The sequence below is a fragment of the Armatimonadota bacterium genome (genome assembly GCA_016125185.1).
Classification (GTDB): domain Bacteria; phylum Armatimonadota; class Fimbriimonadia; order Fimbriimonadales; family Fimbriimonadaceae; genus Fimbriimonas.
Map to the genome: position 1 here is coordinate 58,208 of WGMG01000008.1, position 25,858 is coordinate 84,065.

A 25,858-nucleotide genomic window follows, 5' to 3' on the forward strand; every position below is an offset into this window, starting at 1 on the left:
GTTAGTTTACGTCTCCGGTGGTGAGCTTGAGGAAGACGTCTTCGAGGTCGGCTTCGTCTTCGCAGAAAGTGACAACGCGGTGACCGGCGTCGATGATCGCCTTGAGGTAGTCAGCCTGCTCGGGATCGCTTCCGGCAAACTCGACGAGCATCTCGTCTTGACCGACCCGTTCGCACTTCTCGACGTTGGGACGAGTGGTGGAAAAGGTTTCGAGGGCGGCGAGATCGCTAGCGGTACGAATGCGAATGAGCTTGGTCGGGCGGATGCTACGGACAACGGAGGCGACATCGCCAAAGGCGAGCAGGTTGCCGCGCTCGATGATGCCGACACAGTTACAGAAGTCGGAAAGCTCGGGCAGAATGTGGGAGGAGACGATGACGATCTTGCCCATGTTGCCAAGTTCGGCGATGAGACCCTTCAGTTCAGCGCGGGCGCGTGGGTCAAGGCCAGAAGCCGGTTCATCGAGGAGGAGGAGCTTGGGATCGTGGACGAGACATCGGGCAAGGCAAAGGCGCTGCTGCATGCCGCGTGAGAGCGACTGGACGAACGAGTACTTCTTAATCGTCAGGTCGGTGAGTTCCAGTACCTCGTCGATGACTTTGTCTCGTTTTTGGACGCCGTAGATCGAGGCGAAGAAGTCGAGGTATTCCCAGACTTTGACGTCGTCGTACAGACCGAAGAAGTCGGGCATGTAGCCGATCATCCGGCGAATCTCCATCGGGTTTTCGAGGATGTCAACACCGTTGAGGGTGGCGGTCCCGGACGTCGGCTCCAACAGGGTGGCGATCATGCGGATCGTCGTTGTTTTGCCGGCTCCGTTGCTTCCGATAAAGCCGAAGATGTCGCCTGGCTTGAGGCTGAACGAGATGCCTTGGACGGCGGTAAATCCGCCGTACGTCTTATGCAGGTTTTTTACTTCGAGCATTGGTCTTGGACTTGGGAATGAATTTGACTTCGTTGTCGGCAAAGATGAGAGTCTTGGTGGCCCATGCCAACATAGTGGCGGTCACGATTAGTTGAAAGATGAGGTGGCCGATGACGAGCGTCATACGGTCCATGCTCGCCGCCGAAAAACGTTCGCCGGAGGAACCGTAATCGTAAGCGTGCTCCATCCCAATTCGGCTCATGACGTCGATGGGCGAGAGGAGGCTGTTAATGAACGATCCAGTGAACGAATTGAAGGCGTTGGAGAAGGCGGGCAAGAAGAAGAAGTAGAGAAGGACGATGGCGATGGTGACGCCCAACGCAATCAACGGCCGACGCACCCGAGCAGAGATGAGGATGGTCATCGCGATCAGCGACGCGCCCTGGGCGAAGACAACAATGCTGGCGAGGAGGATGTCGTCGAGTTGGACCTTCGTCATGAAGGTTGCATCGATGAGGACCGGGATCAAGAACAAGCCGAACGCCATCGCGAGCCCGGCAAAGGCGCCCATGAACTTGCCCACGATGATCTGGCCGTGGGTGATGGGGGCGACGAGCAGCATGTCCCAACTTCGGCGTTCCCGCTCTCCCGCGATCGATGCGTGAAGCATCAGCGGAATCGCGAAGAACATGAGGACCATAAATCCGCCGATGAGGAGGATTGGGGGGATGTCGCCACGGTAGTAGACGCAGATGATGGCGAACAAGGCGTAGCAGACGAGGACGATGCCGATGCCACCGTTGACGGCGACGGACGAGCCTCTAAACGACAGGAATCGCTTTCGGAAGCGGGTCACCTCGGCCATCATCGGATTCTGGGTGAACAGAGTCTGCACCCACGACTTCTTTGGTGCGTTCATGGCGCCCCCCATTGCGGCGCTTCGACGACGCTAAACGATGAGGATGGGTGACGAAGTCCATAACTCGGACCGATCTGCATCGACGGTTGACTGGCTAAGACCAAGAGGTGATTCGGGAGGTTGGCGGCCACGTTGCTCCAAGATTGGTAGGTCTGCTGTTTATCTCCCTCATGCGACGAAACGGCCTTGCCGACTCGCAGGTCGACGGATTTGCCGGGTGGAATTGGGTCGCCGAAGAACTGAGTCTCGCCCGGACCGATCGCGGTTAGACCCTGAAGTTCCTCGCGAGTTTGGTTGTCGACGCGAAGGACTGTCTGACCATCGACCTTGACCAAGGTCATTCGCAGCCCAGCGCCCTCTTCGGTGGACTGCGTATACGACAGGTCCTTGAAGGCGAGGTTGCCGGTGCTCACCGCAGGAGCGATGATGTTTCTGCCGTTATCGATCAAGTTCACTCCCGTACTCAACGAATTCCCGTACCGTGATTCACTCATCAAGGTTTCAACACCCTTCAGCTTGAGATCGTAGGAGCTTGCGCGGGGAAAGAACATTTCGGAACGGGCGAAGGCGAGTCCTTCACCGTTGGCATCGACGACGGCGATGCTCTTGGTTCGTGTGGTTGCACCCGCACTGTAGAGGCTGATAGTGGAGTTAAGCAGAATGGCGCTGAAGACCACACTGATGATCGGGGTCGTGATCCAAGCGCGTTCAAGCCGGTTCATGCGCCGCAAGATGAAGAAATTGATGGGGATCACCACGATGATGTAGGCGATGAGCACATACATGATCGTTTCGACCGGAGGTGGCTTGATCTGGAAAGGGTCTTGGTTGAGGGACCGCGCGATAGGTGGCAAGCCTGACCCTGGCGGCGAACCTGCGGGCCCGGTCACGGTTGAAGACGCCGGGGGGTAAGAGCCTTCGTAATCATTGCCTTCCAGTCCGATTTGCGAATCCAGCATCCGCACAACCTGCTGTCGGTGGAAGCGCGGCAAAGACCGGAGGACCATCGACTTTCGATCGCCGGACTCGCGGATGGGGGATTCGAAAGGGTTGACGGAAAGGAAGGAGACGAGACCAAGCCCGTAGGAGCGCAGGTAAGACTTGGCGTTAGGAACCTCCACGTATTTCGTGTTGGCGGTGGTTTGACCTTCAGTCTGGGTTACCCCGCTTTTGGTAACGACTTGGAGGTTTTCGACAGGGAGAATATCGCGCCAGCGCTGATCAGAGACGGCGGTTGGGGCTGCGCCACCGATGAAGAGGACCACGCCTCCCGAGCGGATGTATTGGCGGATGGCGTGCACTTGATCATCGCGCAGGCGGTCGGTGCCGTCGCCAAGAACAAGGGCGTCGAGGCATTCGTAACCAAGAAGGCGATCCGGCGCGTCGTCAGGCGTACAGCCCCCGACTCCGATGCCGGCGTTGTCTCCGCCGTTTGAATTAGTGGGCTGGGACTTGAGGAAAATGAGATCGGACGGGTTGTCGCTTACGAGGCCGATTCGAATCTGTTCGGGATTGTAGTCACCCTTGACCGGCTGTTCGATAGTTCCCGAGGGAATGCGAAGTTGGATGAAGCCCTCGTTGTAGGCGCTGATCTGAAAGAGAACCCGCTTCTTCGAACCCGTAGGAAGTTCGACAGGGTACTCGACGTTGGTTTGCTCGCGGTCGCTGCTGGTGGTCAGGGTGCCGTTGACGTCGGGTCCTCGATTCTCAATGTTGGCATAGTACGGATTCGATTGACTTTGACTCAGGCCCGACCAGACCTGCTGAACGGACATGCGTGGGGCTTGGGCGGCGCAAAATGCGCCGACAGCGAGCGCGAAGACGCTCGCAAATAATCTGGCCTTTCCCCACGCCATACGTTTTAGCAATGACGCATTTTAGGCCGGTATTAGTTCGGTTGGGGCGAACTTTTTACGATTTTTTTACCAGTTACCGTAATGAGTTAGTTCTTTAGCAGAAAAGCGGATATTTCGTTCAAGAATCGTGACTTCTGGATTGGCCTTGTCAATTCCAACAATTAGTACTGGAAAGCGCGGCTAGGGCAAGCCGAATTCTGAGGCGACTTTGTCGGCCAGCGCTTCGGAGACGGTCGTGGAATAGAAGGCACTCGCCTAGCCGCCGCCCGTCGCCGGGTAAAAGCGGTCGATCTTCAGGTTCTCCTTGAGCTTCTGCACGGCCTGGACACGGAGGGTATCGGTCAGTTCAATGCGCATCTGGTCCATCTCCTCTTTGGTGACTTCGTCGCCCTTGGCTTCGATGCGGAAGATTTGGATTCCGTTCTGGGTCTGCACCGGCTTGGTAATTCCGCCTTTCTTCAGGGTTTTGATCTCGTCTTGCACCGACTGGGGAAAGGCGGCGAGTTGACGCCAGCCGAGGAGTCCGCGGTTTTGCTTTCCGACTTGGTTGGTGACGAGTTCGTCGACCAGTTTCGACCACGGCTCGCCCTTTTGCAGCCGGTCATAGGCGTTTTGGACAACTTTGATGGTGTTGGCGACGTCCTCGGCGGAATTCGAACGGGGCGGCACAACGATGGTCGAAACGCGGACATAGGTTTTGGGGTCGAAGTCCTGGAATGCAATCTTGGTGAGGTAAATCGAAGTTTTGACGGCAAGGTAGAGGCGGTTCTTGGTCTGGCCGTTCTGTGCCATGAACTCTTCGATGGTCTGCCCGTTGGCGAGGCTTTGCTTCATCTGGTCCATCTCGCGGATCACACCCTGCTCGACCTCCTGCTGGGTGACAACCAAGCCGCGCTTGTCGGACTCGGCTTTGGCGACGCTATAGTACATGATCTCGTTGAGGATTTCCTCGCCGTGGGTGTCCCACAATAGGTCCTCGACGTCCTTGGCTTTGATCTCAATGCCGTTGACCTTGACCAGCACCTTTTCGGCGGCGGGAGCTTTGGCCATGCCTGGAATCGAAAGCTGAAAGGCGGCATTCTGCAGAAGCAGATTCATGCCAAGAACGGCGGCGGTGAAGACCATGACTTGATCTTAGACGACTGACCGCAGCAAAGGTTTGCGTTGGGTCCTATTCAAAGGGGTTTATCGCGGGACGGCGATGGAATCGAGGATTCGCTTGAGGACGTCGTCTGGCGTTTGACCTTCGATTTCCGACTCTGGTCGGAGTTGGATGCGATGGCGGAGGACACTCGGTGCCATCTCCTTCACATCGTCCGGGATCACAAAGTCGCGTCCACGAATCTGGGCGACGGCCTTGGAGACATTCAATAGGCCGATGCCGGCGCGGGGAGACGCGCCGACCATGATGTCGCGGTTGTCGCGCGTGGTCTTGACGATCTCGTAGATGTAGTTGAAAACTTTGTCCTCGACCGTGGTCTTGCGAACTTGGGCCTGGAGGCTTTGGAGTTCGGAGACGGAGGTGACGGTTTGCAATCCCTGCTCGTCGAGGTTCTTGGGCTGGAAGCCGCTGTGGTGGAGCCGCAGAACCTGGACCTCTTGCTCGGCGGTCGGATAGCGAAGCATGACCTTCATGAGGAAGCGGTCTTGCTGGGCTTCGGGCAAAGGATAGGTGCCTTCGTATTCGAGCGGGTTTTGGGTGGCGAAGACGAGGAACGGGGCAGGAAGATCGTGGGCGACGCCGTCGATGGTCACCTTGCGCTCTTCCATGGCTTCAAGCAAAGCGGACTGGGTTTTGGGCGGCGTTCGATTGATTTCGTCCGCAAGGAGGAGGCCAACGAAAATCGGACCCGGGCGGAACTGAAACTCGTTCTTACCCATGTCGAAAACCATGGTGCCAGATACGTCGGACGGCATCATGTCGGGCGTGAATTGGACGCGCCCGTACTTCATTCCGAGAACATGTCCGAGAGATCGGACCATCAGGGTTTTGGCAAGGCCGGGAACGCCTTCCAGCAACACGTGTCCGTCGGCGAGGGTTGCGGCGATGATTTGCTCGATGACCTGCTCCTGGCCGGAGATGACTTTGGCCAATTCGGAGTGAATTCTCTGCGATAGCTGTTCGACGGACATATCCCTTCGTAGCATGGCACAATCGCAACCATTTTGGTTGGAATCAGGTAGAAATGGTACCGATGCTCCAAGTGAACGGACTTGTAAAGGAATACAAGAATTATCGCGCCGTCAACGATCTTTCCTTTACGATAAAGCCGGGAGAGATCGTCGCGCTGTTAGGCCCTAACGGCGCAGGCAAAACGACGGCTTTGCGGTGCATTGCGGGAATCTTACGGCCTACTCATGGGCAGATTCTCATCAATGGCCATGACCTGATCAACGACCAGATGAACGCCAAGCGCGGACTGGCGTTCGTGCCCGAAGTTCCATCGCTATACGACTTGCTAACCGTTTACGAGCATTTGCGATTCGTGGCGATGTGCTTCGACAACCTGGAGAAGTTTGAGCGCGAGCACGAGACACTGCTGCGCAAGTACCACTTGTGGGAAAAGAAGAACGACCTCGTGGCGACGCTGAGCAAGGGCATGCGACAGAAGCTGTCGGTGGCGTGCGCCATGATCCACGATGCGAATATCTTTCTGTTCGACGAGCCGCTGATCGGTATCGACCCGGCGGGCTCGCATGAATTAAAGCAGGAGCTCTTCCAGGCGCGGGCGAACGGCGCGTCGATTCTAGTTTCGACTCACCTGCTGGACACGGTCGAACGCCTTTGCGACCGAATCATGATCATGGCACGAGGCAAACTGCTGGCCGAGGGCACGACGCAGGAACTTCAAGAGCTTTACGGAATGCAGGATAAGTCGCTGGAAGACTTGTTCCTCATGCTGACCAGCGAGGCGGAATGAAGGGGCACATCGGCGCACTCTGGTTCCTATGGGTTCGGCAGTTTGTCAACGGACTCAAGCGGTCGGTCAGTACGCCGCGCCGCCTGATCTCCCTCCTGATCGGTATCGGCTACTATGTCGGCTTCTTCATGCGTCCGTGGGATCAATCGTCGTCGTCGGCGTTGCAAAAGGGCATTGGCTCTAGCATTCAGTTCGATCGAACAACGATCGATCAAGTGGTGTTCATCGGCTTTATGATGCTGAGCATTCTTCTTTCGATGGGCCTTTTTGGTCTGCGGAACACGTTTCGTCAGGCGGATGTGGACGTGCTCTTTGCTACGCCGATCCCATCGCGGAAGGTCATGCTGTTCCGATTATTCCGCGACTATGCCATGACTCTGCTGCTCCCGATCCTGATTTCTCTGTTTGCTTTGATGCCGACGTTGGCGGTCGTACGGGCGGCGAACTCGGCCGATCCCCAGGCGTTTCGGTTGGTGGCGGCCAGCGGCTTGCTCGCCTGGGCTCTGCTGTCGTTTACGTGGGTGGCGCTCGGCTACGCCCTAAGCTTCTTAGTGGCGAAGTACGAGAAGAAGAGCAAGACCATCGTCCGGGCCGTTGGCTGGGCTATCTTCTTCGCGGTTGCGGCGGTGATCGTGCACATCATGCTGAGATTCTGGGCGAATCCCGAACTGGCGACAATCGGCCAAGCATCGGAGGTGTGGTGGGTGCGCGGAATAATGATCTTGCCGACGGCGGCGACTTCGCTGGTGATGGGTGCGTTTACGGGTTCGCCGCTAATCTCGCTGATCGGATTGGCGATCTTTGCGGTAGCGATCGGCGGCAGTTTGTACTATGCGTCGAACCTCAGCGGCTGGATGTACGATCAGGCGGCGACGCGGGGATTCCAGAGTCAGGCCCTGCGGGATCTTCAACGGAAGAACGACTACGCTGGAATCGCGGCCGAGCGGGCTCGACAGGGCAAGGTAAGGAAGAGCCGGTTGGCGAATCGGGTGGCGGAGTGGAAGTTTCGCAAAGGCTGGTCGCTAATCTATAAGGAAATCCTCATTCAGTCGCGTGTGGGCTATTGGATCAATCTGATTTTCTTGATCGGCATGACCGCCTTCAGTTCAATGTTCCTGCTTTTGCCCATGGGCCGGAATGGACAATCATTTGGCCCGATCCTCTACCTTGCGATGACCGGCTTCTTTTCCGTCAACATGAGCTCAATCCAGTCGTTCAACGGTTTTACCGAGACACTTCGCCGCGTGGAGGTGATGAAGCCCTTGCCGCTAACGTCGGCGCAAATCGCGTTCTTTGAGACGGCGAGCAAAGCAGTGGTCTCGATGATCATGGCGTTTGTGCCGTTCGTAGTTGGCTTTATCTTGAAGCCGTCGCTGTGGGAATACCATGTGGCGGGCATGATTGCGGCGCCGATGACGGCGCTTGCATTGGTTGCCGCAGTTTTCTTGGTGGTCGTGTTGTTTCCCGACTTCGATGACCCGACCCAACGGTCGTTCCGAGGGATCATGCAGCTTCTCGCCTTGGTGTTGGTTCTGGTGCCGACGGTTGGGGCGTTTGCCTTGGTTCTTGGGTTCGGTGGCTCACCGATTATCGCGGCAATCTTTTCGGCTGGCATTAATGTCGGATTGACGGCTTTGCTTGCGAGTATCGCGGGCCGATTTTACGCTGATTTCAATCCCAACGAGTAGACTGAATATGGTTGGAACGCCCCTTTTGCGTTCAATGTTGAACAAGAGACTATGAAACTGCGTGCGTCGACAAAGATACTTTTGGGTTTTGTAGGCATTGTAGGGGTGGCTTACGGCGGCAATTTTGCGTACACAAGACTGAGTCTTCGCAACGTTAACCTCGACCCTATTCCGTCCGGCGATCTTTGTCTGATCGCGCTTGGAAAGGCGTCGAACGTGACCGACATCACCGCCAACCATATGGTCCAAATTATCGAAGGATCGAGCACGTTTTCTGGCGATAGCGGCGATGCAAGCGGAGGCCCGCAAAGCGGCTCGGTGAAGAAGCGCATTCCGGTTCGTGAACTGATTGGCACCCTGAATGGCGATCCTGATAGCGCTCAGGCGTTCGTGCGGCGAATGCGCGATTACGACGACGAGAACGCGGCGGTGGCCGACTCGCCTCTATGGGAGAAAGCAGACATCGAGAAGGCGTTGAAAGGCGATCCGGTGCTCAAGCCGAAGCTCGAAAACGACATCAACATGTCGGTCGATGGTAAGCCGGGACAGATCCTCAACCGCGTCGCGTTCTTCGACGGCATCCGTATCAAAATTCCCATTTCCATCTCCGTTCCCAACGCGAAGGGCAACGTCATTCAGACGTCGGATATCGTGGTCTTCAAGCCGCGCTTCATCACCGAGTTCTACAAAACGATGCGCGAGAAGTTCTATGACAAGAACCAGCTTCAGAACTACTACACTGCGTACCTGAAGCAGCATGTCGACGACAAGAACGAGAACATCGGCGAGACCTTCCAAGCGGTGTTTCACAAGTCCGAAACCAGCGAGGAGTTGGCGAAGGTTCAGCGCATCGCCAGCAACACCAAGGTCCTCGTGAGCCAGTCGATGATCAGCGAGGTGAAGATGGCGGAGGATACGGAAGGGAAGGACCCGACTTACGACCTGACGATCCGCTTGACGCCGGAGGGACGAAACCGACTTTGGAAGTACTCGGTGGAGAGCGGCCACCGAGTGATTGTCGTATCTAAAGGCGTCGCTATCGCCTCGGCGACGATTGGGACTTCGCTGAACAGCGAGGAACTCGTGATCAAGCAGATCCCGGACAAGGGACTGGTGGAAGAGGCGGTCAATATCATTCAAAAGAAGGAATAGATTGGTGGAAATTAAAGCGATTGGAATATTAGTTGGGGTTAGCGCTTTGTTCATCGGATGTGCTCCGGCTTCGGCCCCGCCAGGGGGCTCTGGGGGAAAAGGTGCGACCGCGCAGGCGGCAGACCCGAGTTCGTTGGTTGCGGCCGGTAATGAGAAGTCGCTTTTCCCTTTTGCTCAGGGTAATTCGTGGACATTTGCCGTCGACATTCAACGACAGTTGACGGGTCGTCCGAAGGAGCAATCCACGAGCGAATTGGAGTACCGGGTTCTGAGCGTCGCGAAGGACGGAAGCTTTACCAAAGCGACCTTGGGAATATTCCAAGAAGGTAAGCAGAAGGATCAGCAGGTGTGGGGTGCAGATGAACACGGCATCTACCAAATGGCGATGAACCCACCAGGTGGGTCGCTGGTCCCTTACAGCCCGAAGCAACCGATTCTCCACTTTCCGATCAAGGACCAGGAAGAGTTCTCGTGGAATGGCTCGGGCGTGACTCCGGTTGGCAAACCGGGCAAGATGGAATACAAGTACAAATTGGACGGGACGGCCGACGCGGACACCGAGATGGGCTCGATGCACTGTGTGTACATGCAGACGGCCGGGAAATTTACGAATTCGGACGGTACGGTTGGTATTCTGGGAGTCAACTCTTGGTATTCGCCTGGGGTCGGTCTTGCCCGCTACCGACAGGTGATTCAGATTAAAGGCGGCGAATCGTCGGTGACGCTTCGCCTGAAGAAGTACACGGTAAAGAAATGAGAAAGACTTATTGGTTGGCAGTTGCCTGTTTGCTAGGCTTGGGAATCGTCGGTTGCGCTCAGGAGAAGGACAGCAACGCACCGGCCACGAACTCTTCTTCGTCGTCGGCCAACGAATCGAAATCGGATTCGAACGCCGCGAACTCAGATACCAACACCGCTGAAGCCGTTCCGCAGGGTATGAGCCTGGACAAGATTCCGGCCGAACTGAAGAAAGATGCGTTCGATTACTACGGCCTGGGCCGCCCTGCCCCGGTCAAGATGAACGTGGTGACGGGGAGCGACCGACAGCCAGCAACCCAGACGATCATCCTTGACAGCGTTGAGGACGGGCACGCCGACTTTACCGTTAAGAACGAGGGTGCGTTGGCTCAGCTTGGCGACGTGAAGCTTCGCCTCGACAAGAAGGGCGTTCGGATCATGTCGATCGGCGGGGTGGAGGCGGCCCCCGATACGTACGAGTTGGTGAATGGCCTGACCAAGGGCAAATCTTGGGAAGCCAAAATGAAGACGGCGAGTGCGACCATTAGTAGCCGAAACGTCGTCTCCGGAACTGAAGACGTTACGACTCCCGTTGGTACATATAAAGACGCCCTCGTCATCACCGTGACCGGCTCGGGACTTCAAGGCAAGCAGAAGTTTCAAATGACATCCAAAGTTTGGCTGGTAAAGGGTCGAGGTCAGGTCAAAGCCGAAGATACCAATGTGGAAGGAAGCAACAAGACGACCTATACCATCGAGGAATCAAAGTAAGCACGCGGCGTTTGCCGTCCTAACTTTTGCTCTCTCCCTCGCCGGATGCGAACATATCGAGGGCGGCACAACCGTCGCCTCGGGGCCGTTCGTCGCCAAGGTCGAGGAATTCTTGCCCCTCGATCAGCATCAGAAGTCGGCGACCTATATCTCGGATGGCTCGAAGACGGACTATCGGCTAAAGACGGTCACGGACGGGAACAAGGTCAGCTTCCAGGCGGTTAGTCACGATATCGTGGTCGATGAGGAGACTTACTTGGTGGATGGCGGATCGGTGTTTCTGGTCCACGCCGTCGGTGAAGACTTCGTCGAACCAGTGCCGCTGTTAAAGTTTCCGTTAAGAATTGGAGACCAGTACACGTGGAAAGGCAAGCTGGCCTGCAGCGATTTGCAACTGACCGGAATGGCGACGATCACGACCTCGACCGGCAGCGTGGCTTACAAAGGCAAGTCGCAAGAGGCGATTCGCACCGATGTGAACCTCAAGATCGGCGACACGGCCAACCGACGCTTGTCGTTTTGGTTCGTGAAAGGCATGGGCGTAATCAAGACCGAAATGGGTAAGAATGTAAGGGAGCCGGAAGAGCAGTAATGGCATCCATCACCCTTCGACCCACGTCCGAATCCCGCAACGAGCGAGTCGGGGTGGATTGGTGGCTCTTGGGGGCAGCCGGTCTGCTGACGATGATCGGCCTGGCGTCGATCTTCAGCAGCGGCTACGGCGAATCGACCGCCGAATTTAAGAAGCAGATTATCAACATCTTTCTCGGCCTGGTGCCGATGTCGATCTTCGGGTTCTGTCATCCGCGCCTGTGGGCACGGGTTTCCAAAGTTGTTTACGGTGTGAACTTGGCCCTGTTGATTGGCGTTTTGGCGGTCGGTCATGAATCGCACGGCGCGGAGCGGTGGATCAACATCGGTCCGATCCAGTTTCAGCCCAGCGAGCTTTCAAAGATCCTGATTGTGCTGACTTTGGCGACGTTTTACGCCTCGCGACAGGATCGAATCAAGTCGTTTTCGACCTTTGCGCTGGGGGCATTGCACGTGTTTGTGCCCGTGCTTCTGATCATGAAACAGCCGCACCTCGGGGCGTCGCTGTTGATCATCGCGGTGTGGATCGCGCTCAGCTTGGTGGCGGGAGTTTCGCCCAAATACATGTTCATCACCATCGGAACTCTGGTGCTGATAACCACGCTGGTGTTCAAATCTCCCGCTGTGCGCAACCACATTCTTCAGCCATACCAATGGGAGCGGGTACTGGGCTTGCTGGGGATGGACTCGAAGGACAAAAAGGTCAAGGACATGAAGTACCAGACCGAGGTGGCTTCGTACGCCTTTGCCAACGGCGGAATTGCAGGCACGGGCTACCTGAAGGGCGAAGTGAAGCATCGAGTTCCGTTCCAAAGTACCGACTTCATTCTCTCGCTGGTGGGCGAGGAATTTGGATTGCTGGGGTGCCTATCCGTCTTGGGGATTTTCGCGTTGCTCTTTTATAGGATTTGGCTGGGGATGTTGAACGCCGCCGACTTCTATTACCAGATGATCATGGCGGGTATCTTGACCGTTTTGGGCTTCCATACTATCGTCAATGCGGGCATGGTTTTGGGCGTCCTGCCGGTCGTGGGATTATGGTTCCCGTTCCTCAGCTACGGCGGAACCGCGATCTGGCTGTGCATGAGCCTAGTGGGTTTGGCCCTGAACGTCCGAGCCCGCGAGCGAGTCGTCCTGTTCTGAGACGACTGCATCCGATTCTGCCTCCCGATGCGTAATCAGGTTATAATGAACTGCGAGCCCAAGGATGGTGCGAGGAAAATCTAAAGTGAGCGCGAAAAAGCGTTCGAAGGCGGTCGTTGCCACCAAGAGCAAGGCCAAGAAGAGCAAGGAGGCGGTGCCTAGTCACCATCGGTTTGATATTGCCGCGATCAGCTTCTTTGCGTTGGCGGCGCTGTCGGTCGTTGCTCTCCTATCAAAGGACGCCGGTGTGGTGGGCGGCGCGTTGCGCCAAGCCTTCTCGTTAGCCTTTGGAAAGGGCGCATGGGCGGCTCCCGTTGCGTTTGCGGCGATGGGCCTGATGTACTTCCGCGGCCACTCGCGGACCCGCAGCTTTCGATCCGCCCTCGGTGTGGCGATGGTTCTGCTTGCGATCCTCGGCGGATTGGCTCAGGCGAAGGACGGTGATTTCTTCGATCCGATCGTCGTGGCCGATTCGGGCGGCTATCTCGGCGCCTTGATGGGCGCTTTATTCTGGAACCTACTCGGGGTTGGAAAGACGGTTGCGTTCATCGCCATCGGCGCGATCGGCGGCGTGCTGACGCTGGAGCGACCCATTCGAGAGATCTTGTCGGATGCGAAGGCCAACGCCTCTTTGCCACCTAAGCAGGAGGCATTGGAGGAGCGCGCGACCAAGAAGAAGAAGGCGTTGGTTATGATGCCGGACGACTTGGTCGACGATCCGACGGACGTCCATCCGGCGGTGCGGGACTTCGTGGACGAGCCGGTGGCGAAGGCGAAGAAGACGCCGACGATTCGAGAGGTTGCGCCCGCCAAGCCGCGCGAATTCAATATCGAATCCAGCGTGCCGAAGGAGGGCTACCAGCTTCCGCCAATCTCCCTGCTGACCGAACCGGCTGATCGACCGAAGCGAACGGCCCAGGAGATGCAACGCAACATCGAGACCATCGAGGGGACGTTGGAGCAGTTCGGCATTGATGCGAACGTGGTCGAGGTAGCGACCGGCCCGACGATTACGCGGTACGAGATTCAGCTGGGCCCGGGCATCCGTGTTGCCAGGATTGTGAGCTTGGCAGACAACATCGCGATGGACATGGCGGCCTCGCAGGTACGCGTCGAGGCTCCGATTCCGGGCAAGGCGGCTATCGGCCTGGAGATTCCGAACGTGAAATCTTCGACCGTCAACATTCGCGAGCTGATCGAGACGGACGAGTTCATGAATCATCCTTCGCGGCTGTGCGTGGCGTTGGGTAAAGACGTGGCCGGTGTGAATCGGTACGCCGACCTGACGAAGATGCCGCACTTGCTGATCGCGGGTGCGACCAACTCGGGTAAGTCGATTGGACTCGCGACGCTGATTACCTCGCTTTTGATGCGCAACACGCCGAAGGATGTTCGGCTGGTGATGATCGACCCGAAGCGAGTGGAACTGACGCTGTTCGACCAGATTCCACACTTGCTGTGCCCGGTCATCAAGGATGTGAAGGAAGCGCCGGGCGTTCTGCGCGCGGTATGGCGCGAAATGGATCGCCGGTACGACATGCTGAGCGAGAAGGGCGTACGTAACATCGACGGCTGGAACGCGAAGGCTTCTTTCAACGACAAAATGCCGTACATCGTCGTGATCATCGACGAGTTGGCCGACCTTATGATTCAAGCTAAGGCCGAGGTCGAGACCTCGATTGTGCGCTTGGCTCAACTTGCGCGCGCGGTGGGAATCCACTTGGTCATTGCGACCCAGAGGCCGAGTGTCGACGTCATCACGGGCACGATCAAGGCGAATATTCCTTCGCGTGTGGCATTTGCGGTGGCGTCACAGATCGACTCGCGAACGATCCTCGACCAGAAGGGCGCCGACGCGCTGATCGGACGCGGCGACATGCTGTACATGCCGATCGATGCGACCAAGCCGATGCGGGTGCAGGGCTGTTACGTCAACGAAATCGAGATCGAGCAAATCTGCACGTTCTGGCGCAGTCAGGAGAGCCCGAACTACGCGTTCGATCCGGCTGAGTTCGAGGCCGCCGACCCGGTCAAGGCGAGCGGCGACTTTGGCGACGACGTCGACCCGATGTGGGAAGAGGTCGTGAGGTTCTCGGTGGAGAGTGGGCAGGTGTCGACGTCGATGATTCAGCGCAAGTTCCGGCTGGGCTTCCAGCGGGCCTCACGGCTGTTGGATCAGATGGAGGAGCGAGGCATCATTGGACCAAAGGACGGTCCGCGTCCCCGCGAGGTTCTGTTTGCCCTGGCGGATTTGGAGTCGTTGTTTGGCAATGCGCCCCGGTACGACATGGGAACCCACATCGACGACTGGGAAGAAGATTTGCCGTAGGCTAGGCTTGAGGAATCGGGCTTCTGCCCCTCCCACCTGTTCGCTTTGCTCACAGACTCCCTCCGCAAGGGAGGGAGAATCGGGCTTGACTAGCTAGCCGAGGGGGATGGGGATGCCGCCGACGGTTCCGACCGCAAACGTGTGGTCGTCTTTGTTCTTGCCCTTGATGACCGCGTGGTCGGTTTCGCCAACTTCGACGGCGCCCTGCCATGTGGGGGAGCTGGTTTCGCGCCAATAAACCACGTACTTGACGCCCGGTTTGGCGGTCCAATGGATCGTCGTGTCATGGGCTTGCTTGAGATCGTATCGGACGTGGTCGGGGGCCTCGGCGGCGTCACCGAGGGCTTCCATCGACAGGATGTTGAGCTTGGTGACGTTGGCGAGGTAGTTGAAGTCGATCCATTCGATGGTGTCCTTCTCGGTGTGCTGGTGCTCTAGCCATTCGATGGCCTCGACGAAGCGAACGGCGGTGTAGCCGACCTTGTTGAACGGCGTGTGGTCTCCGCCACGTTGGAACCGATCACGACGAAAGACGAGCCAAGGAGCGAAGCCTTTGAGCTTTCCGCGCGAGTTCCACTCGATGAAGCGGGCGAGTTCGCGGCTGTTGTGCTGGGGCAGATTGGGGTCGGTGACTTCCTCAGAGTACAAGCGGACCCGCTTCTTGTCCTTCATGTCGGATGCCATCGAGCTTCCGACCGTGTCGTTGCTGAGGACGGCGTCGATGTTCCAATCCTCTTTCTTGGCGCGCTCAGCGAGGGCAGTGGAGCCAAACAGGCCCTGCTCCTCGCCGCTGAACGCGACGAAGACGAATGTGTTATGCCACTTGCGCTGGCTGAGGATGCGGGCGCTTTCGAGCGTGAGGGCAACGCCGCTTCCGTCGTCGTTGATGCCGGGGGCTTTGGCGGTCATGACGTCGCCGCCGAGGTTGATGGTGTCGAGATGGCCGCCAACGATGACCTTATGGTCGGTTTCGCCAGGAAGGGTCGCAATGACCTGAACGACCGTCTTGTCCTCCGGTACCCGCCGCCCCTTTTTGACGTCGTACTCCATGATCTCGACCTTGAGGCCAGGGATCTTGCGGAATTCACTGGCGACCCACTCTGCCGCTTGCTTGAGTTCCGGGGTGCTGGTGTTGCGGGTTGGGTAGGTCGACAGGTGTTGGAGCGTCGCCTTGAGATGATCGATCGAGACTTGGGAAAAGAGCGACGTTCCGATAAGGGCGGCGGTAGCAATCATGGGCCAAGCATATCCCAACGGCTCCTTGGCATGATTGCGAAAGTGTTCAAGCCGAACGTCGTGGCGAAGTCAATTACTCCAAGGAAAGCCACGATCATTTTGTGATTTGGCTGTTTCATGGTCGATCAACTCGATTCTATGTCGGATAGTCCTGGGGGTGTGAACGAAAGTGTTTTTGATTATTACGGTTGGTGACTTCCCAGCATTTTGATTCGAAGGTCGGTGAAAGGCCCGGGAGGCAGACGATGACTAATGAATACTAAGCAGGATTTGCCGTTCCCGGACGAATCGTTCCAAAGAGGATCGCCTTGAACTTGGCTCGACATCGATGGCCAAATCTCTATACCGGATTGATCGGTAGGGTCGGTGAGACCGAAATACCTGTAGTCCTTACGTTCAACTGACCAAGATTTCCAGACCGGGAATTCGCGCTTCGTGTTTGCGACGACCTGGTCGAATGGTTCATCCCATGAGTAAATCGCGACCTCGTAGCAGTTCGGTCCGCTCATTTCTTGCACGAGTCGCATCAGTTTCGGTTTGGCACCGTGAAGAAAAGCAAATGAATAGTGCGGATCACGCGGGATCATAAGCGCCCATGGAACCGTTACCAGTACTAGAAGTATTGAGAATGTGACGAGAGCAACTTTTTCAGTCTTCTTGAAAGATTGCATTGAACCTGTCCTGGGTCCTGCCTCCACCATACCTTCGATGCAGGCACTTTGAATGCTATCGCTCCGAATCATGAAACTGGAAGAGCTTCAACTGAATTCGTCGGTAGTAAGTCACTTCTATGTCCCGATAAATGAGGATATGCGGACGGAGATCGGTATCACCAGCCTTGGAGTCGTTGAGGAGGATGATATCGACGCCCGAAAGGTTGAAGGAACAACTTCTCGGTTCGGATTGAGAGATATAGGAATGCCAACCTCGAAGCTCGTTCTTCATCCTTGCTATGAGCACATCAACTCCTTGATTCGAACGGTACAAGGCAAGCTCGACAGCAGGTGGGCCCGCGTCGCCGCCGTAATGGACGCCGTACTCAGTCCGTTCGCAATTTTGGAGAAATTGAAAGTCGAACTTGGGCGGCTTCGGAATCAAGTAAGCATAGATAACGACGAGAACGACCAACAAGCAAATCGCAGGTCGCATTGCTCTGCCAAAGCGTTTACCGTTGCGGACTTCCTCCATCAACACCCCCACCATACCTCGCCTATGGAGTACTTTCGGTAGATGGAGGTGGACGGAGGAGGGCCTCCAATGTCACATCTTGTTCTGAACCTAGAATCCTACGCCGCTGGCGCCACCCGCGATGATGATCGGCGGTTCCTTGATGCCTTTGCGGTCCATGCCGAGGCGGAGGCGACGGGCTTCGTCCAGGTAGCCGGGTGTTCGGTTGGGGGAGATTTTGGGTTCGGCGAAGGCCTTTTCGAAGACGGGCCACAGCGGATCGATGTCGTGCGAGAGGTCAAAACACATCACACCGTTCGAACTGGCGACGGCGGCTTGGAGGGCCTTGCCTAAGCCTTCCGGATTGTCCTTGAAATCGCTGAGCGAGAGACCAGCGTAGACGAAGGTTTGATCGTGGGCGGCGCGGTAGGACAGGGTTCCGGCGGATTCAACTGTGAAGCCGACACCCTTGCCTTGGACGAGGGCGTCGTAGCCGGTGGCGGTGGGGTAATAGCACCCAGTGATGAGGAAGTCGATATCGGGCGAGAAGCCGGTCTTTTGGTATTCGGGGGTGAGGAACCAGAAGCCGGCCTCCATGGCGGGAGATGCCCAGTTGTTGCCGTACTGCTGATAGTCGCCGTACCACGATCCCGCGTAGACGCCAAGCTGCATATTGGGCTTGATTGCGCGGATATGGTGTCGGACGTCGACCACGAAGTCGTGGAGGATGGAGGCGCGCCAGTTGAGCCAGGCGTCGTAGTAGGGGCCGGGTTTGATGCCGCGATTGAGCTGAGTCGTGTACGAGTAGGTGTATTTGTAGACGTCGTCGGGCCAGGTGATTCGCTTGCCGATGTGTTGCTGGAAAAGGCTCTCGGCAAGGGGGGTGAAGTCAGCGCTGAGCCCCGCGTAGCGGAGGCGGTCGTCGTAGACGATGCCGTCGATATCGTAGTTCTTGACGACCTCTTCGGCGATGTCGAACAGCCGTCGCTTGACGCTTGGGTTGGTGGGGCTGGTCATCAGCGGGTACTGCTTGTCCTGGGTGGATTCACCGATGCGAACGAAGGAGTCTTTGGATTCCAGCGAGACCTTGCCGTTGGGGGTTCGGAGCATGGCGAGGTTGACGCCGCCGAAGCCGGGGGCGGCGACGTAGAAGCCACCTTTGGGAAGCGGCACGTCGTCGGCGAGCATGTTTCCATTGCGGTCGCACGGAATGGCGTATACCGAGGGGTCGTTTGGCTTGGCGGAGAAGAGGGTGATCTTCTTGCCGTCGAGCGTCGCGGAGTAGTCGAACGGGTGGCCGTTGACGTTGACGATAGGCTTGGATTCGTACAAGACCGACTGCTCGTCGGGCCGGTTGAAGCCGGGGCCGCGGTTGACCAGGCGGTGGCCATCGCAGAAGGCGTTCATCGAGACATAGATCGAGAGGCCGTTCTTGCGGGCCTCGGCGCACATGGGGCCGAGGGGGTCAAAGTCCCCGAGGATGTTGCCTTTCCACTCGGTGAGCTTTGGCGCGAAGGTGCTGGGATAGACCATCTCGCTTGAGAGGGGTTTGACGTCGAAGACGATGGTGTTGAAGCCGGCGGTTTTGATGCGGGCAACGAGGCTCTGGATCTTCTCGACAGTATTGTAGCGCTGGATGTTGGCGGTGGCGTCGATCCACATGATCCGCGCCTGGAGCCCATAGCGGCTACAGACTTGCTTGGCGGGGCCTTGGTAGGAAAGTTGGGTATCGAGGACGATGGGAGGCAGACCGGGAAGGGGGTTTCCGGGCTGGAATCTGCTTTGGAATTGGGAGCCTTGGAGGGTGGCAAGAAGCAGAAAACCAGGCAAGAAAGGCATGCCTGGTTTTACCTGTTTTCGGTTAAGCGGCGAGGGCTTTGAGAACCTTGTTTCGGGCTTCTTGGCCCTGCTCGCGGATGACGGCGTAGACCCAGTAGGCGAATTCCGTGTCCGATGCTTGGCCGAGGAGATCGACGCTTTCGCTTCCGATCGTGATGGCCTTGGTCGGCTCGTATTTGGCACATAATGGCACGAAAAGGTCGACTCCTTCGGGAGCCTTCTCGATGCTCAAGAATTCAAAATGGTTGTCCAACTGCCATTTTCGGTTGAATACGTGCATGTTACGGTCGATATTGGCTTCGTAGTCAATTTCGAGCGAGGCGAAGGTCTTGGAACCTTCGTGGTACAGAAATGCGCCGTCGACGATCCAGTTGGTGAACCCGGCGAGCTTGGTGCGGACGCAGAGATCGTCGTCTTCGAAGTTGCCGATGCCGAAAATCGGGTCGAAGCCGCCGACGGTGGCAAGGCACTCGGGCGACATGATGAAGCAGAGGCCGCGAACCTGATTCCACGGAGTGGCGCGCGACTTGTTCTTGGCAAGATGGTCGTTGGCGAGGCGCATCAGCGAGGTCAGGTCGGTGAACTGGCCGATCTCGACCAACTGCTTTCCGGCGACCTTATTCGACACGACGCCGACGAGGCCGGGGTTCTGGTCGAGGGCCTTGAGCTGAGTGTAAGCGTAGGCCAACTCGCCGGTGCAACCCAGCGAGGGGTAGACGTCGTCGTTGGTGACGCCGTAGGCATCGAAGCCGCCCTTGTCCTGGAGGTACTTCAGGCCCTTGTTTGCGCCTTGGCCGTAGCCGGTGTTTTCGTCATTGATGAGCAGAGTGAGGAAGTGGGGTGCCTGGGTTGCGAAGTCTTGCCATTTGCGTTTGTTCTCGGCGTCCGTGTTGTTGAGGACGACAGCGAACTCAATCTCGCCCGGGTAGTAGGTGACGTAGGCGGAGATGCTCTCGATACCCATCTGCGAGTTGTTGACGGTGGGCATGGCCATGCCGATCTTGGGCCACTGGGGAAGGTCGCCATCACCGATGACGGCAATGGTGAACCAGGCGTCGGTGTCGAGACCTTCGTAAATGCGGCCGGGAAGCGTCGTGCTTTGGCTGAGGAATCGAACTTGGCGATCGGGGAAGTGTCGCTGGATGAGCTCGGCGAACTCTTCGGCCGTCCACTCGATGGTGTGGTACGGGTTGGTCGGCTTATCGCCGAGTTTGGCGTTGGGATCGTACAGCTTGCGGTTGGGGGTGCTGATGATGATCCGTCCCTTGCACGCCTTCAAGGCTTCGAGGAACTGCTCGGGGTCCGGCAAGTGCTCGATGGTTTCGAAACTGGTGACGATATCGGCGTTAGAGTAGTCGTAGTGGCAGACGTCTTCGACACGGAACGACGCGCGCGGATAAGCATTGGTGGCGTGCTGAACGGCTTCGGTCGAAACATCGGCACCGTGGCTTTCTTTGGAGAATATGGAGGAGAAATCGGTGCCGTAGCCCTCGCCGCAGGCGGCGTCGACCACGACAGCATCTTCGTACCACGGTCGGAAATAGAGATAGCGTTGCCAGTGAGTCGCCTGGGTGGCATAGTCGCTGACGAAGGGGATCATTCTTTCCCCGGTCCAAGCGAGAGGTTGTACGGAACTACTCATCGTTACCTTCGTTGTCGGCACTTTCACAATGAACTCAAGGTTTGGCGAGCGAGAAGTTGAAGTATTTTTTGTGTTCACGGTAGTTTTGGGCGGATCACGCATAATGGAGACAGGATGACCCTTCGCGTTCCTTTCGACGGTTTTGCGGATGCCGTGCGGCGCAACCTCAGCACCCATGACGCCTATGTCCACTCGGACAATGCCCGCGTCATCGTGTCCGCCGGGCAGGGCGAGAAAGGGATGGTTGTCATTAGTTCTTCGACGCTACCGATCGTCGAGGTGCGGAGCAAGCTGCACGGCGAGGGGTTGCACGTTTACGACGGGCTTTGGTCGATCGGCGACGACTTGGAACTACTGGAGATGCCTTATATCGGAGCGGTCTCTTATCGGGCGAATAAGGAGAAGACCGCGGTTTGGGTGGAGGCGTACCCGGAGATGCCGACCGAAGCGCGGGTGCTTCAGGACTTATTCGACGAGTTTCGGGATGCGGGGGAGATCGAGGAGGTGACGTTTGACCAGTTTGTGGTGTCGTCGCAGGCCTCGGTGGTGGTCCTTAGTCCCGATCAGATCGAAAACTTCTTTACTTCGAAGCGTCTGCAAGGGGTATGAACTCGATTCAGCGGGGCGTGACGGCCGGATTGCCCAGCAAGGTGAGCCATCCGCGATGGAATACCATTGCCGACAGTGTGCGGCAGTTGCCTCCGTGCTGGATTCGCGAGGATTTTCTGTTTTGGGAGCTTTGCTGGAAGCCGCTGGAAATCACGGATTCGGCGCGGTTGGACGCGGTTCTGAAGCTGGCGGTGACCTCGGGCAAGAAGCTGATGCTGAACGTGGTGCCCTGCCCTTTTCCCGACGCCGAGGAGTGGAAGAAGCGGGTCGGTGGAGCGTGGGACCCGTGGATGCGGCCCGACTTTCGGATTTGGGAGCCGATTCGCGAGACACTGGGGACGGCGATCGACTACTGCGTGCGGAAATGGGAGTCGTTGGGCGGTGCGAAGGCGAACCTGGTTTTTGAGTGGTACAACGAGCCTGCGACAGGACATGTCAGTGGCGGGAACGCGGACAAGGAGGCGAAGGGGACGTGGAGTCCGCAGTTTCACGCGTTCTGCAACTACCTGCTGGTTGGCTCAAACGCGGTGGATTTTCACGGGTACAAGCTGGTTGGCCCGACGCTGTCGATGTTTGGCGAGGGCGATGCGGAGCGGCAGGAGCTAAAGACGGCGCTGGGGGGGAGCGAAGGGCAGTGGTGGTCGAAAATGCAACGGCGGTGCGTGAATCTTGGGATTTATCTTCCACGGGCGGCAAAGTCGGCGGATGAGGCATCGGACATGTACCGAGTGGAACTTGAACGGATAATCGGGCTGATGAAGGGGCTGGCGGTTGCACCAGCTAAGTCTCCGATTCGAATCCATGAGTGGTATGTGTCGAAGCCGATGCTGGGATACCGAAATGGGGAGTGCGAGGACAGCTTTCGGGCGGACTGTATTGTGGCGATCGGGGAGGTTATTGCGAGCTATAGGGACATCGAGGCGGCGTTCTTCTTTACGCATTTCTATCCACCTGAGCAGGTGAAGTCGCCTTATGACGACCATAGCGCGTTTAGCGGTCCGGCGCGGACGGCAATGGTTCGGTTTTTGAGCGGGAAGGGTTGAGGGTAGCGGTCACTCGGTTTACTCGTTCCTCGTTCGCCGACTTCTCATTCCGGAGAAGTATCTTAATTAAGTCGGCTTGTATTTGACGGTCGGGACTTGGGTGCCTAAGGAACGCAGTTAAACGGCTGGTTCTGGGGCTTGTCTCAATCCCTCGGTTCATTGCATTGGTCTTCACCAGCACCAAGACTACGTGGGGAAGCAAGCGGAAGAGTGAGAAACTTTTAGTTGAAGGGATAGACGAAGCCGTAATCGTCGGATTTCTTGCGGGTGGTGTTGTTTCGGGGGCCACCTTCGTCGAGGCCATTTGCGCCTTTGGAATAGATTTTGAAGCCGTCGCCGGTGCGGGCGTACTCGATGGTGCCGCCACCAAGCGGGTCGGGGATGTCTTCTATTTCTCCCGGCAAGGTGCCTCGGTCCTTTTGGCGCATGATTTCGATGGCTCGGATGGCGAGTTTGTGGCTGAGCCTGTGGCGTTCCCAAGCGGTGCCGGCTCCGCCCCACACATCGACCAAGACGAGCGGGAACGCGTTGGAGACCGTCATCGGAACCTTGGCCATGTAGTGGTCGATTTCGACGCAGGCTTTGTGGGCATTCGGCTCGGACTGGAGGAGGTCGTAGGCGTGGTTCATGCACTTGATGAACGAGGAAAGGAAGCCGCGTTCCATGAGTCCTTTGGGGAGTCCGGTGCGAACGAGTTTGGCTGGCTTGGCGATTTTTGAGTCGGGCTTGCTGAGGTTTTTGATCCCGCCGAAAGCTTTGTAGTTTCGGGTGACGGCCAGGCCCATGTAGAACTCGCTACGAAAGGCTTGGTTGATATCTGGCGATGGAGCAGGGAGGGCGAGAAGGGCTTCGACCTGCTTGACAACGCTCAGATTTGATTCTGCGTAACCGGCAACGTGCATCGAATAGCTGACTAACCTGGTGTCAATGGAGAAGCAGACCAGGGCACCGATGATGCCGTGCTCGTGAGCAGTGAGAAGGGCAAGCTTACGAAGTGTAGAAAGGTTGGCGAGGGCGTTGTCGAAGCGGCCATCCTTCGCGTCCATTTGGGCGACCTTGCTGAGGGCGGTGGAGGCTTGGCGAATGAATTCGTACTCGGGGTACTCCTCGTAGGGACCCATGTCGAAGTCGTGGTGAGAGTCGTATCCGGTCTTTTGGGCGATTTTGGCGAGGCGCTGGGTGAACTCGCGAATGTTATCGGGGACTTTGGGTGCCGTTTTGGGATCGAAGGCACCGATGTCCTTGAGGAGGTGGTCTTTGTAGGTGTGCTTCTCCATCTCGGCCATGAGATCGGGGAAGGCGTTGTCTTTTTCGGCGACCGGCGGATCGAGGGCGAGTTGACTAGCCTCGAAGGGCATGCCGCGTTTTTTGGCTTCGGCGACTTGGTGGTCGAGGTCGGCGGAGTAGTCGAAGGTATCGACCCATCGACGGAGGAAGAGGGCCGATCCAGCACAGCAGACGAAGGGGGCGACGAGGAAGCAACCGATGACCCAGCGGCGGAGTTTGGCGGTGTTGGCTGGGGGCGGGGATTGGGGCTGGTAGGTCGGCGGCTTCACGGGCTGGTTCAAATTTACCTAGTGGTCGGAGGCGGGCGTACGCGCGGAGATTGGGTTTATTTTCAATCGCTCGTCCCGATTCTCTCACCCTCCACAACATTCCTGCCTTTGTGGCAGGAATGTTTGCGGACCCTCCTTTTCTAAGGGATATCTTTGTTTTGCGGAGTGCGGAGTGCGGAGTGCGGAGTGCGGAGTGCAGAGAGCGAGTGGGTTCGCAAAATATCGTGGGACCTTGTATTCTGCGAGCGTCAATGATGTAGACTTCTGTCGAGTATGTCGGACGGTTGGCTGCGCATCAAAAATGCAACCGGAAACAATCTGCAAGGGGTCAACGTCGATATTCCCCTGGGGCTGTTTGTGTGCGTGACCGGGGTGTCGGGGTCGGGGAAATCGACCTTGGTGCAGGACACGTTGTTTCCGCGTCTGATGTATGAATTGCACGGCACGCGGTCGATTTGGGAGCCGCACGACGCGATCGATGGGATCGACCAGATCGACAAGGTGATCGACATCGATCAGTCGCCGATTGGGCGGACGCCGCGTTCGAACCCGGCGACGTACACGGGGACGTTCGATATGATCCGCGATCTGTTTTCGAAGACGCCGGATGCGAAGATTCGTGGGTATCAGCAAGGTCGATTCAGCTTCAATGTGAAGGGCGGTCGGTGCGAGGCGTGCCGTGGCGACGGTGTGCTGAAGATCGAGATGCACTTTTTGCCGGACGTGTATGTGCCGTGCGAGGTGTGTAAGGGAAAGCGGTACAACCGCGAGACGCTAGAGGTCAAATACAAGGGCAAGTCGATCGCGGACGTGCTTCAGATGACAATCGAGGAGGCGGTGGAGTTTTTCAAGCCGATTCCGAAGATTCACCGTAAGCTGGAGACGCTGTTGGAAGTCGGCCTTGGCTACATTCGCATGGGTCAGCCAGCAACGACGCTCTCGGGCGGCGAGGCTCAGCGCGTGAAGTTGTCTTCGGAGCTGGCCAAGCGGGCGACGGGACGGACTTTGTACATTTTGGATGAGCCGACGACGGGCTTGCACTTTGAGGACGTGCGGCGGCTGTTGATGGTCTTGCACCGATTGGTGGATCAGGGGAACACGGTGCTGGTGATCGAGCATAACCTGGACGTGATCAAGACGGCGGATTGGCTGGTGGATATGGGTCCAGAAGGTGGCGACGGTGGTGGACGCGTGATTGCTCAGGGGACTCCGGAGTCGGTGGCGGTGGTGCCGGAGTCGCATACGGGGCAGTATTTGAAGGACATTTTTGAGCGTAAGGGTCACGCCTATCGGGCTTAGGCTTAAATAGTTAGGAGTCTCTCTTCTATCCCTCGGTTCGCTTGTCGCTCACCCTCCACAACATTCCTGCCTTCGTGGCAGGAATGTTTGTGGACCCTCCTTTTCTAAGGGATATCTTCGTTTTGCAGAGTGCAGAGTGCAGAGTGCAGAGACTGTTTCAGTTGGCAGTTGGAATCATTCCTTCGGTTCTTTCGCGTCTCGATCACTGTTCCCTTTAGAGGGTGAGGGTGTGCCCCCTCCGTCGTCCCGACCATCGGTTTCAGAAGACTGAATATGGATGGTCGGGACGACACCTCCCCAAGGGGCGGAGCGTGGTTAATAGGCTCGTTCCTTGGTTCGCCGTCCATTCTTCGGTCCCGCCGGGCGAATGGTACTAGTTTTCTTTTGCTAATTCATTTCTCAGTCACGAAATCACTTAGATAAGAGATAGCCTCGTTTTACGAAGGCTTGCGGCTTGCGGCTTGCGGCTTGCGGCTTGCGGCTTGCGGCTTGCG

General features: G+C 57.2%; 20 protein-coding genes and 1 pseudogene. 11 read left to right on the plus strand and 10 right to left on the minus strand.

Going from position 1 to position 25,858, the window contains the following annotated elements:
* Position 1 precedes the first annotated feature (1 nt).
* The 5 genes from GC165_19130 to GC165_19150 all read right to left on the minus strand — a co-directional run bounded on the left by GC165_19130 (position 2) and on the right by GC165_19150 (position 5,788).
* The gene (locus tag GC165_19130; GenBank protein MBI1334983.1) at positions 2-925 is read right to left on the minus strand and encodes an ATP-binding cassette domain-containing protein; all 924 of its coding nucleotides are present in this window, start codon (positions 923-925) and stop codon (positions 2-4) included.
* On the minus strand, positions 900-1,796 hold the full coding sequence (locus GC165_19135) for an ABC transporter permease subunit (protein MBI1334984.1): 897 nt from the start codon (positions 1,794-1,796) through the stop codon (positions 900-902). Before GC165_19135 ends, GC165_19130 begins: the two co-directional genes overlap by 26 nt.
* A complete protein-coding gene (locus GC165_19140) occupies positions 1,781-3,652 on the minus strand; it encodes a hypothetical protein (GenBank protein ID MBI1334985.1) in 1,872 nt (623 codons plus the stop codon). The genes GC165_19135 and GC165_19140 overlap by 16 nt, the downstream gene beginning before the upstream one ends.
* A 243-nt stretch (positions 3,653-3,895) precedes the next feature.
* Entirely contained in the window at positions 3,896-4,765 is an 870-nt protein-coding gene (locus GC165_19145; GenBank protein MBI1334986.1) for a hypothetical protein, read from the minus strand.
* A gap of 60 nt (positions 4,766-4,825) precedes the next feature.
* Entirely contained in the window at positions 4,826-5,788 is a 963-nt protein-coding gene (locus GC165_19150) for an AAA domain-containing protein (GenBank protein MBI1334987.1), read from the minus strand.
* 38 nt (positions 5,789-5,826) lie between these two features.
* Between GC165_19150 and GC165_19155 the strand changes: the two genes are divergently transcribed.
* The 8 genes from GC165_19155 (at position 5,827) to GC165_19190 (ending at position 14,973) form a co-directional block, all read left to right on the plus strand.
* Complete coding sequence (locus GC165_19155; protein MBI1334988.1) at positions 5,827-6,561, plus strand: ATP-binding cassette domain-containing protein; 735 nt, start codon at positions 5,827-5,829, stop codon at positions 6,559-6,561.
* Positions 6,558-8,249, plus strand: a complete 1,692-nt coding sequence (locus GC165_19160; GenBank protein ID MBI1334989.1) for a hypothetical protein — start codon at positions 6,558-6,560, stop codon at positions 8,247-8,249. Before GC165_19155 ends, GC165_19160 begins: the two co-directional genes overlap by 4 nt.
* Positions 8,250-8,300: 51 nt before the next feature.
* Positions 8,301-9,401 carry a hypothetical protein gene (locus tag GC165_19165; protein MBI1334990.1) on the plus strand — a complete coding sequence of 367 codons (1,101 nt, stop codon included), beginning with the start codon at positions 8,301-8,303 and terminating at the stop codon, positions 9,399-9,401.
* Positions 9,402-9,405: 4 nt separating this feature from the next.
* Entirely contained in the window at positions 9,406-10,158 is a 753-nt protein-coding gene (locus GC165_19170) for a hypothetical protein (GenBank protein MBI1334991.1), read from the plus strand.
* Entirely contained in the window at positions 10,155-10,910 is a 756-nt protein-coding gene (locus tag GC165_19175) for a hypothetical protein (GenBank protein ID MBI1334992.1), read from the plus strand. Before GC165_19170 ends, GC165_19175 begins: the two co-directional genes overlap by 4 nt.
* Entirely contained in the window at positions 10,861-11,502 is a 642-nt protein-coding gene (locus GC165_19180) for a hypothetical protein (GenBank protein ID MBI1334993.1), read from the plus strand. Before GC165_19175 ends, GC165_19180 begins: the two co-directional genes overlap by 50 nt.
* Complete coding sequence (locus tag GC165_19185) at positions 11,502-12,644, plus strand: hypothetical protein (GenBank protein MBI1334994.1); 1,143 nt, start codon at positions 11,502-11,504, stop codon at positions 12,642-12,644. Before GC165_19180 ends, GC165_19185 begins: the two co-directional genes overlap by 1 nt.
* A 64-nt stretch (positions 12,645-12,708) precedes the next feature.
* Positions 12,709-14,973: a DNA translocase FtsK gene (locus GC165_19190; GenBank protein MBI1334995.1), complete on the plus strand. Its 2,265-nt coding sequence runs from the start codon at positions 12,709-12,711 to the stop codon at positions 14,971-14,973.
* Positions 14,974-15,066: 93 nt separating this feature from the next.
* Here GC165_19190 and GC165_19195 read toward each other — a convergent pair whose 3' ends face one another.
* From GC165_19195 to GC165_19210, 4 genes are all read right to left on the minus strand, one after another.
* The gene (locus tag GC165_19195) at positions 15,067-16,209 is read right to left on the minus strand and encodes a M20/M25/M40 family metallo-hydrolase (protein MBI1334996.1); all 1,143 of its coding nucleotides are present in this window, start codon (positions 16,207-16,209) and stop codon (positions 15,067-15,069) included.
* Positions 16,210-16,935: 726 nt separating this feature from the next.
* Entirely contained in the window at positions 16,936-17,358 is a 423-nt protein-coding gene (locus GC165_19200; protein ID MBI1334997.1) for a hypothetical protein, read from the minus strand.
* A 129-nt stretch (positions 17,359-17,487) separates the two neighbouring features.
* Positions 17,488-19,215 (minus strand): family 10 glycosylhydrolase, encoded by a 1,728-nt coding sequence (locus GC165_19205; GenBank protein ID MBI1334998.1) that lies wholly within the window; start codon positions 19,213-19,215, stop codon positions 17,488-17,490.
* Positions 19,216-19,237: 22 nt separating this feature from the next.
* A complete protein-coding gene (locus GC165_19210; GenBank protein MBI1334999.1) occupies positions 19,238-21,034 on the minus strand; it encodes a methyltransferase domain-containing protein in 1,797 nt (598 codons plus the stop codon).
* Between GC165_19210 and GC165_19215 the strand changes: the two genes are divergently transcribed.
* Together GC165_19215 and GC165_19220 are read left to right on the plus strand one after the other, a co-directional pair.
* Positions 20,972-21,466 carry a hypothetical protein gene (locus GC165_19215; protein MBI1335000.1) on the plus strand — a complete coding sequence of 165 codons (495 nt, stop codon included), beginning with the start codon at positions 20,972-20,974 and terminating at the stop codon, positions 21,464-21,466. The two genes, GC165_19210 and GC165_19215, sit on opposite strands and share 63 nt — an antisense overlap.
* The gene (locus GC165_19220; protein ID MBI1335001.1) at positions 21,463-22,509 is read left to right on the plus strand and encodes a hypothetical protein; all 1,047 of its coding nucleotides are present in this window, start codon (positions 21,463-21,465) and stop codon (positions 22,507-22,509) included. The genes GC165_19215 and GC165_19220 overlap by 4 nt, the downstream gene beginning before the upstream one ends.
* 221 nt (positions 22,510-22,730) lie before the next feature.
* Here GC165_19220 and GC165_19225 read toward each other — a convergent pair whose 3' ends face one another.
* On the minus strand, positions 22,731-24,065 hold the full coding sequence (locus GC165_19225) for a hypothetical protein (GenBank protein MBI1335002.1): 1,335 nt from the start codon (positions 24,063-24,065) through the stop codon (positions 22,731-22,733).
* Between the two features lie 276 nt (positions 24,066-24,341).
* Between GC165_19225 and GC165_19230 the strand changes: the two are divergent.
* Positions 24,342-25,364: pseudogene (locus tag GC165_19230) on the plus strand (hypothetical protein).
* Positions 25,365-25,858: the final 494 nt, after the last annotated feature.

Bases quoted from the DNA above. Each gene is read 5' to 3' on its own strand.
- GC165_19130 (MBI1334983.1), bottom strand. From the start codon at position 925: ATGCTCGAAGTAAAAAACCTGCATAAGACGTACGGCGGATTTACCGCC.
- GC165_19135 (MBI1334984.1), bottom strand. From the start codon at position 1,796: ATGGGGGGCGCCATGAACGCACCAAAGAAGTCGTGGGTGCAGACTCTG.
- GC165_19145 (MBI1334986.1), bottom strand. From the start codon at position 4,765: ATGGTCTTCACCGCCGCCGTTCTTGGCATGAATCTGCTTCTGCAGAAT.
- GC165_19150 (MBI1334987.1), bottom strand. From the start codon at position 5,788: ATGCTACGAAGGGATATGTCCGTCGAACAGCTATCGCAGAGAATTCAC.
- GC165_19155 (MBI1334988.1), top strand. From the start codon at position 5,827: ATGGTACCGATGCTCCAAGTGAACGGACTTGTAAAGGAATACAAGAAT.
- GC165_19160 (MBI1334989.1), top strand. From the start codon at position 6,558: ATGAAGGGGCACATCGGCGCACTCTGGTTCCTATGGGTTCGGCAGTTT.
- GC165_19165 (MBI1334990.1), top strand. From the start codon at position 8,301: ATGAAACTGCGTGCGTCGACAAAGATACTTTTGGGTTTTGTAGGCATT.
- GC165_19175 (MBI1334992.1), top strand. From the start codon at position 10,155: ATGAGAAAGACTTATTGGTTGGCAGTTGCCTGTTTGCTAGGCTTGGGA.
- GC165_19180 (MBI1334993.1), top strand. From the start codon at position 10,861: ATGTGGAAGGAAGCAACAAGACGACCTATACCATCGAGGAATCAAAGT.
- GC165_19185 (MBI1334994.1), top strand. From the start codon at position 11,502: ATGGCATCCATCACCCTTCGACCCACGTCCGAATCCCGCAACGAGCGA.
- GC165_19190 (MBI1334995.1), top strand. From the start codon at position 12,709: ATGGTGCGAGGAAAATCTAAAGTGAGCGCGAAAAAGCGTTCGAAGGCG.
- GC165_19195 (MBI1334996.1), bottom strand. From the start codon at position 16,209: ATGATTGCTACCGCCGCCCTTATCGGAACGTCGCTCTTTTCCCAAGTC.
- GC165_19200 (MBI1334997.1), bottom strand. From the start codon at position 17,358: ATGCGACCTGCGATTTGCTTGTTGGTCGTTCTCGTCGTTATCTATGCT.
- GC165_19205 (MBI1334998.1), bottom strand. From the start codon at position 19,215: ATGCCTTTCTTGCCTGGTTTTCTGCTTCTTGCCACCCTCCAAGGCTCC.
- GC165_19215 (MBI1335000.1), top strand. From the start codon at position 20,972: ATGACCCTTCGCGTTCCTTTCGACGGTTTTGCGGATGCCGTGCGGCGC.
- GC165_19210 (MBI1334999.1), bottom strand. From the start codon at position 21,034: ATGGGTGCTGAGGTTGCGCCGCACGGCATCCGCAAAACCGTCGAAAGG.
- GC165_19220 (MBI1335001.1), top strand. From the start codon at position 21,463: ATGAACTCGATTCAGCGGGGCGTGACGGCCGGATTGCCCAGCAAGGTG.